Source organism: Brachyspira catarrhinii (assembly GCF_005518285.1).
GTDB lineage: Bacteria > Spirochaetota > Brachyspiria > Brachyspirales > Brachyspiraceae > Brachyspira > Brachyspira catarrhinii.
This window is the reverse complement of record NZ_SJDU01000092.1, coordinates 1-7,131: the sequence shown is the minus strand read 5'-3', so window position 1 is coordinate 7,131 and position 7,131 is coordinate 1. Positions and strand designations below refer to the sequence as shown.

Genomic DNA, 7,131 nt, shown 5'->3' with positions numbered 1-7,131 from the left:
TGAAAAATTAATAAAAAATGATATTAGCGAAGAGGAAATTTTAAGTTTATTATAAATAAATAGTAAAATAGAATATATAATTACGGAGGCAATAAATCAATGGCAAAAATTAATGAAATTACAAGGGAAAAATGGATATTAGATAGTTTTCCAGAATGGGGAACTTGGTTAAACGAAGAAATAGAAGAAGAAATCGTAGAACCAAATTCTTTCGCTATGTGGTGGCTTGGATGCGTTGGAATTTGGATAAAATCCTCTGAAAATACCAATATTTGTATAGATTTATGGTGCGGTAACGGTAAAAGAACTAAAAAAACTAAAAATATGGTCGCTGGACATCAAATGGCTAATATGGCTGGAGTAAGAAAATTACAGCCTAATTTGAGAGCTTCCCCTTTCGTAATAGACCCTTTCGCAATAAAAAAAGTTGACGCTATACTTTCGACTCATTATCATAACGACCATATCGATATAAATGTTGCGGCGGCGGTTTTACAAAATATTAAAGAACCGATTCCATTTATAGGACCAAAATATTCGGTTGAAAAATGGATAGAATGGGGAGTTCCAGCCGAAAGATGCATAATCGTAAAACCTGGCGATTCTATAAAAATTAAAGATGTTGAAATTATAGCGGTTGATTCTTTCGATAGAACCTGTTTGGTAACAACTCCTCCAGATGATTTAAGAAATACAGTTCCAGATATGGATGTTAAAGCGGTAAATTATATTATAAAAACTTCAGGAGGCAATATATATCATAGCGGAGATTCTCATTATTCGATATATTTTGCTAAACATGGAAAAGATTACGATATAGATGTGGCTTTTGCATCTTATGGCGAAAATCCAGTCGGAATAGCCGATAAAATGACTTCCGTTGATGTTTTAAGAATGGCGGAAGCTTTAAGGTGTAAAGTTATCATTCCAATACATTATGATGTTTGGACAAATTTCATGGCTGATACTAGAGAGATAGAAGTTCTTTATCAAATGAAAAAAGACAGATTGCAATATAAATTTAAGCCTTTCATTTGGGAAGTCGGAGGCAAATATGTTTATCCGAGAGATAAAGATTTGATTCAATATCATCACCCAAGAGGTTTTGAAGATTGTTTTGAACATGAACAAAATATACCGTTTAGGGCTATGCTTTAAGCTAAATTATAAATATTTTAATCAAAGAGAGGTAATTAATTATGAATGTATTATTTAGAATTTGGACATTTTTCGCGGATAATATTCTTACCCAGCCAGCTTATTTTATAGGTTTCATAGTTTTAATAGGTTATATTCTATTAAAAAAACCTTGGTATGAATGTTTAGCGGGATTTCTTAAAGCGACAGTTGGATATTTAATATTAACGGTAGGCTCGGGCGGACTCGTAAGTAATTTCAGACCTATACTCGTTGGGTTAAGAGATAAATTTAATTTGCAGGCAACGGTTATAGACCCGTATTATGGACAAAATGCCGTTCAAGCGGCTATGGAACATATAGGAAAATCATTTTCTCAAGTAATGCTGCTTCTTTTAATAGCTTTTATATTTAACATTTTATTAGTAGCTTTTAGAAAAATTACAAAAATTCGCTCAATATTTACTACAGGCAATGTTCAAATTCAACAGGCTGCAACGGCTTTTTGGCTAATATTCTTCTGTTTCCCAGAATTAGGAGATACTCCAATGTTAATAGTTATGAGTTTGCTTTTAGGATTATATTGGGCTGTAGGCTCAAATTTGACTGTGGAAATAACTCAAGATTTAACGGAAGGCGGCGGATTCTGTGTGGCTCATCAGCAGGTTTTCGCATTGAAAATATTTTCGATTATAGCGGATAAAATTAAAGGCAAGGGAGAAAGTAAAAAGCTTGAAGATATAAAATTTCCTGGGTTTTTAGCCATTTTTAATGAAAATATGGTTTCAACCGCTATTTTAATGTTATTATTTTTTGGCATAATATTAATAACGCTTGGAAAAGATTATTTGATTGCTAATAATTTTATGAAAGAAGGGCAAAGTTTCTTCTTTTACATATTAACTACGGCATTATATTTTGCCGTTTATTTGGCTATACTTCAACTTGGCGTTAGAACTTTCGTAACGGAATTAACTCAATCGTTTCAAGGTATTTCCACTCGACTGCTTCCAGGCGCCGTTCCAGGAATCGATTGCGCCGCAACTTTCGGATTTGGTTCTGCAAATGCAGTTACAATAGGACTTCTATTTGGAGCAGCGGGACAATTCCTTGCAATTATTACTCTTATAATATTAAAAAGTCCCGTAATTATAATAGCTGGATTTATACCCGTATTTTTTGATAACGCTACTATAGCGGTATTTGCAAATAATAGAGGCGGAATAAAAGCCGCATGTATTTTGCCTTTTATATCTGGGTTATGTCAAGTATTCGGTTCGGCGTTTATAGCCTATTGGGTAGGACTTGCCGCATACGGCGGTTATTTAGGTATGTGGGATTGGGCGATATTATGGCCAGGGTTCACAATTATTATGAAATATTTAGGTTATATCGGAATAGGAATAGTCGCTTTAATATTAATCGCTATACCTCAAATTCAATATTTGAAAAACAAAGATACTTATTTTTTAATCACGGACGATTATGAAGCTTATAAAGAAAAAATGAAAACTAAATAAATTAACGATTTGGAGGATATTATTATGGTAAAAGTTTTAGTGGCATGCGCTAACGGTTCGGGAACAAGTTTGATGATGAAGATGACGGCTGAAAAATCTTTAAAATCTCTTGGTTTTAAAGAATTTGATGTCCATCATTGCGCTTTATCGGAAGGTAAAAGCACGGCATTAAATTATGATTTGATTTTTTGCCCTTTGAATTTTATAGATATGTTTAAAGAAGCTATAGAAAAAGGCGTAAAAGTTATAGGCATAAAAAATGTTCTCTCCGAGCCAGAATTCAAACAAAAACTTGAAGAATCTGGGCATTTGGAAGATTTGAAAAATAAATAATAATTAATAAAATAATATTAAGTATATTAAATTGCTTTACTATAATTATTATTTATATTAGTTTATTTGGAGGTAAATTATTAATAATTTATTTGGCATATATGAAAAAGCTTTGGATAAAAATATTTCTTGGAAACAAAGATTATTGGACGCTAAAGAGTTAGGTTTTGACTTTGTAGAAATATCTATAGACGAAACTGACGAAAGGCTTTCAAGGTTAGATTGGAACAAAGAAGAAAGAGAATATTTAGTTAAATCTATATTTGAAACGGGAATAAAAATTCCTACTATGTGTTTTAGCGGACATAGAAGATTTCCTATGGGCAGTAAAAATGCGGATATTAGAAAGAAGGCTATGGAATTAATGGAAAAAGCCATAATATTTGCAAGCGATGTAGGTATAAGAATAATACAGCTTGCAGGTTATGATGTATATTATGAAAAAGGCGATGAAGAAACTAAAGCTTTATTTATAGAAGGATTAAAAAAATCTTTAGAAATGGCATCAAAATATCAGGTTATGCTATCAATAGAAATTATGGATACTCCTTTTATAAATTCCATAACTAAATTTTTGGAATACGATAAAATATGCAATAGCCCATGGCTCACGGTTTATCCAGATTTGGGAAATTTAACCGCATGGGGAAACAATGTCGAAGAAGAGATAAGAAAGGGATTTGGTAAAATAACCGCTATTCATATTAAAGACACAATACCGCCAAAAGGAGACTTTGTAGGAAAATTTAAAGAAGTTCCTTTTGGAGAAGGATGCGTAGATTTCGTTAAATGTTTTAAATTATTAAAAGAACTTAATTATAACGGAACTTTTATGATAGAAATGTGGTCCGAAAAATCTCAAAACCCTAAAGAATATGTTTTGAAAGAAAAGAAATGGGTTTTGGAAAAAATGAAAGAAGGAGGATTTTATTAAAATGCTCGAAGAATTAAAAAAAGAAGTTTTTGAAGAGAATTTAGAACTTGTTGAAAAAAAATTAGTAATTTATACTTGGGGAAATGTAAGCGGAATTGATAGAGAAAGTAAAGTTTTTGCAATAAAGCCGAGCGGAGTAGATTATGATATTATGAAAGCGGAAGATATGGTTTTACTCGATTTGGAAGGCAAAAAAATCGATGGAAAATATAAACCTTCTTCAGATACTCCAACGCATATAGAATTATATAAAGCTTTTCCAGAAATTGGGGCTATAGTTCATACTCATTCGTCTTACGCTACAAGTTGGGCGCAGGCAAGAAAGGATATACCGGCGTTTGGAACTACTCATGCGGATTATTTTTATGGAGATATACCATGCGCAAGGGCTTTAACTAAAGAAGAGATAGAAAACGAATATGAAAAAAATACGGGATTGGTTATAATAGAAACTCTTAAAGAAAGAAACATAAACCCTATGGATATTCCAGGTATAATAATAGCGTCTCATGGACCGTTCGCTTGGGGAAAAGATGCAAAACAGGCGGTTTACAATGCCGTAGTATTGGAAGAACTTTCTAAAATGGCTTATAGAACTATACAAATAAATCCAAATATAAAATCGGTTGAAAAATATCTATTGGATAAACATTATTTTAGAAAACATGGCAAAAATGCATACTATGGGCAAAATTAATTAAAATCATAACAATATTAAATATTATAAAATAAATATAAAAAAATAGGAGAAAAATTATGAGCGTTCCTTTATTACAAATAGCTTTAGATAATACCACTTTAAGCGGGGCTTTAAAATCGGCAAAAGCGGTAGGAAACGAAGTCGACATTATAGAAGCGGGAACAATATTGTGTTTAGCGGAAGGAATGGAAGCCGTTAGATGTTTAAGAGCTTTATATCCAGATAAAATTATTTTAGCCGATACAAAATGCGCCGATGCTGGCGGAACGGTTGCAAAAATGTGCGCCGATGCTGGAGCGGATTGGATGACGGTAATATGTTCGGCGACAATACCGACTATGAAAGCGGCTTTAAAAGAAGTTAAAGAATTGCAAGTCGAACTTTACGGAGATTGGACTTTTGAACATGCAAAGGCTTGGAAAGAAGCGGGCATTACTCAAGCGGTATATCATCAAAGTAGAGACGCTCTTTTGTCTGGCAAAACTTGGAGCGATAGCGATTTAAACAAAATAAAAAAACTTACCGAAATGGGGTTTAAAGTTTCTGTAACAGGCGGACTTGAAATAGACACTTTGAAACTTTTTAAAGATATAGATGTGTTTACTTTTATAGCGGGAAGAAGCATAAGAGACGCCGAAAATCCAGATAAAGCGGCTAAAGAATTTAAAGAAGAGATTGCAAAATATTGGAGATAATTTTGATTCTTCTTATAGCTACGGATTTGGACGGCACATTGCTTAATAACGAGCATAAAATAAGCGACTATAATAAAAAAGTTATATCCGCCGTAAACGAAAAAGGAATTAAAGTTATATTATCTACTGGAAGACCGACTTCGGCTGCGGCTAAATTTTTGGACGATTTAAATATAGAAACGGATATGATTTCTTTTAACGGAGCTATGATAACCGATAGAAAAGGCGATATATTATACGAAAATAATTTAGAATCTTCTATAGGCAAAGAATTAATTGAAATAGCTAAAAAATATAAAGTATATCATCAAGGATTTTTAGGCGAAAGATGGAATTTATCCGATTCAAAGAGTAAATGGCTCGATTTTTATATTTCCATAGCCAAAATAAATAATTATAGCGTAGGTTTTGATAATATAAAAAATTTTTCGTTTAGTAAATTTATGTTTATAGGAGAAAATGAAATTCTAAAAGAAATAGCGAAAGAATTAGACAAAAAATTAAAAGATAAGGTTTATTACGCTTTTTCAAGACCAGTTTATTTAGAGGTTCATAGCCCAAAAGTTTCAAAGGCAAACGCTTTATCTTTTTTGCTTAATAAATATGATATTAAAAAAGAAAATGTGATGGCTTTCGGAGATAATAATAACGATATAGAAATGCTTGAAATTGCTGGAATATCGGTAGCCGTAGATAATGCGGAAAATGTGGTAAAAGAAAAATCTAAATATATAACCAAATCAAATATAGAAGACGGAGTCGGATATTTTATAAACGAATATTTTAATCTCGGTTTATAAAAGTTATAATGATTTAGGAGAATAAAAAATGAAAATATCGATTATCGGAGACTTGCATGGCAAAAACTGTTATAAAAAAATTCCAAAAATCTATTTGCCATTGTTATTAAATATGTTGTCTAAAAATTTATTGATTAAATATTTTGACAAATAAAAGTATTTTGTTATAATATAGTTATGAAAAATAATAAAGACAATATTGAAATAAAAAAGTTAAGCGACTTATTTGCACGATACTTATTCGGAAGAAATGGGAGCGAGGACTTATTAGAAGATTTAGTCAACGCAACTTTGAGCGATTTCAATTTTGAAGAAGTTAAAGATTTGGAAATTATCGACCCGTTTAATTTGTCCGAAAATATTGATTTGAAGGAATCTATAATAGATGTTAAGGCAAAGACTAAAAATAATCAAACGGTTATAATCGAATTTCAACTTTGCGGAAATAAGAATTTTATAGATAGAATATTTTATTACATTTCAAAAAACATTGTAAGCGAATTGAGGGAAGGCGAAGGTTACCAAAATATTCAAAAAATTATTAGCATTAATCTTTTAGATTTTAATTTAGATTTTGGAGACGAAGGCAAACCTCATCGTTGTTTTAAATTGATTGACACAGAAAACCAAAATATTAGTTTAGATTATATCCAAATGCATTTAATCGAAGTTCAAAGATTTATTGATATATTAGAAAAATCAACTATTGAAGAATTAAAGAAAAATAAATTATTAACTTGGATGAAATTTTTCACAAGTAATAATTTAGAATTAATCGAAAAAGAACTAAAGGAGGCTAACCCGATTATGACTAAAGCTATAGAAGAATATAAAAGATTTACTTCGGACGATAAATTAATGCGAGCTTACGCAGCCAGAGACGCATTTTTAGTAGGACAAAAAATAATGTTATCGAGAGAAAGAGAAGAAGGTTTTGAAGCGGGCGAAAAAAGTAAAGCGATTTCAATGGCAAAAGCAATGAAAAATAAAAATATGGATATTAACCTTATAA

At 31.3% G+C, this 7,131-nt stretch carries 9 protein-coding genes; all 9 read left to right on the top strand.

Annotation, left to right across the window (positions count from 1 at the left end; all coding sequences use genetic code 11):
- The first annotated feature begins 99 nt into the window (after positions 1–99).
- The gene (gene ulaG / locus EZH24_RS04990) at positions 100–1,158 is read left to right on the top strand and encodes an L-ascorbate 6-phosphate lactonase (RefSeq protein ID WP_137998020.1); all 1,059 of its coding nucleotides are present in this window, start codon (positions 100–102) and stop codon (positions 1,156–1,158) included.
- Between the two features lie 41 nt (positions 1,159–1,199).
- Entirely contained in the window at positions 1,200–2,657 is a 1,458-nt protein-coding gene (locus tag EZH24_RS04985; RefSeq protein WP_137998019.1) for a PTS ascorbate transporter subunit IIC, read from the top strand.
- Between the two features lie 24 nt (positions 2,658–2,681).
- Positions 2,682–2,990 (top strand): PTS sugar transporter subunit IIB, encoded by a 309-nt coding sequence (locus EZH24_RS04980; protein ID WP_137998018.1) that lies wholly within the window; start codon positions 2,682–2,684, stop codon positions 2,988–2,990.
- A gap of 76 nt (positions 2,991–3,066) precedes the next feature.
- On the top strand, positions 3,067–3,924 hold the full coding sequence (locus EZH24_RS04975) for an L-ribulose-5-phosphate 3-epimerase (protein WP_137998017.1): 858 nt from the start codon (positions 3,067–3,069) through the stop codon (positions 3,922–3,924).
- Between the two features lies 1 nt (position 3,925).
- The gene (locus tag EZH24_RS04970) at positions 3,926–4,621 is read left to right on the top strand and encodes an L-ribulose-5-phosphate 4-epimerase (protein WP_137998016.1); all 696 of its coding nucleotides are present in this window, start codon (positions 3,926–3,928) and stop codon (positions 4,619–4,621) included.
- Positions 4,622–4,680: 59 nt separating this feature from the next.
- Positions 4,681–5,319 carry a 3-keto-L-gulonate-6-phosphate decarboxylase UlaD gene (locus tag EZH24_RS04965; RefSeq protein WP_137998015.1) on the top strand — a complete coding sequence of 213 codons (639 nt, stop codon included), beginning with the start codon at positions 4,681–4,683 and terminating at the stop codon, positions 5,317–5,319.
- Positions 5,320–5,321: 2 nt separating this feature from the next.
- Positions 5,322–6,119, top strand: a complete 798-nt coding sequence (locus EZH24_RS04960; protein WP_236847072.1) for a Cof-type HAD-IIB family hydrolase — start codon at positions 5,322–5,324, stop codon at positions 6,117–6,119.
- Between the two features lie 28 nt (positions 6,120–6,147).
- Positions 6,148–6,273: a hypothetical protein gene (locus tag EZH24_RS15300; protein WP_272897872.1), complete on the top strand. Its 126-nt coding sequence runs from the start codon at positions 6,148–6,150 to the stop codon at positions 6,271–6,273.
- Positions 6,274–6,296: 23 nt separating this feature from the next.
- On the top strand, positions 6,297–7,131 hold an 835-nt coding region (locus EZH24_RS04955; RefSeq protein ID WP_137998014.1), incomplete at its 3' end, for an Rpn family recombination-promoting nuclease/putative transposase.

Bases quoted from the DNA above. Each gene is read 5' to 3' on its own strand.
- ulaG (WP_137998020.1), top strand. From the start codon at position 100: ATGGCAAAAATTAATGAAATTACAAGGGAAAAATGGATATTAGATAGT.
- EZH24_RS04985 (WP_137998019.1), top strand. From the start codon at position 1,200: ATGAATGTATTATTTAGAATTTGGACATTTTTCGCGGATAATATTCTT.
- EZH24_RS04980 (WP_137998018.1), top strand. From the start codon at position 2,682: ATGGTAAAAGTTTTAGTGGCATGCGCTAACGGTTCGGGAACAAGTTTG.
- EZH24_RS04970 (WP_137998016.1), top strand. From the start codon at position 3,926: ATGCTCGAAGAATTAAAAAAAGAAGTTTTTGAAGAGAATTTAGAACTT.
- EZH24_RS04965 (WP_137998015.1), top strand. From the start codon at position 4,681: ATGAGCGTTCCTTTATTACAAATAGCTTTAGATAATACCACTTTAAGC.
- EZH24_RS15300 (WP_272897872.1), top strand. From the start codon at position 6,148: ATGAAAATATCGATTATCGGAGACTTGCATGGCAAAAACTGTTATAAA.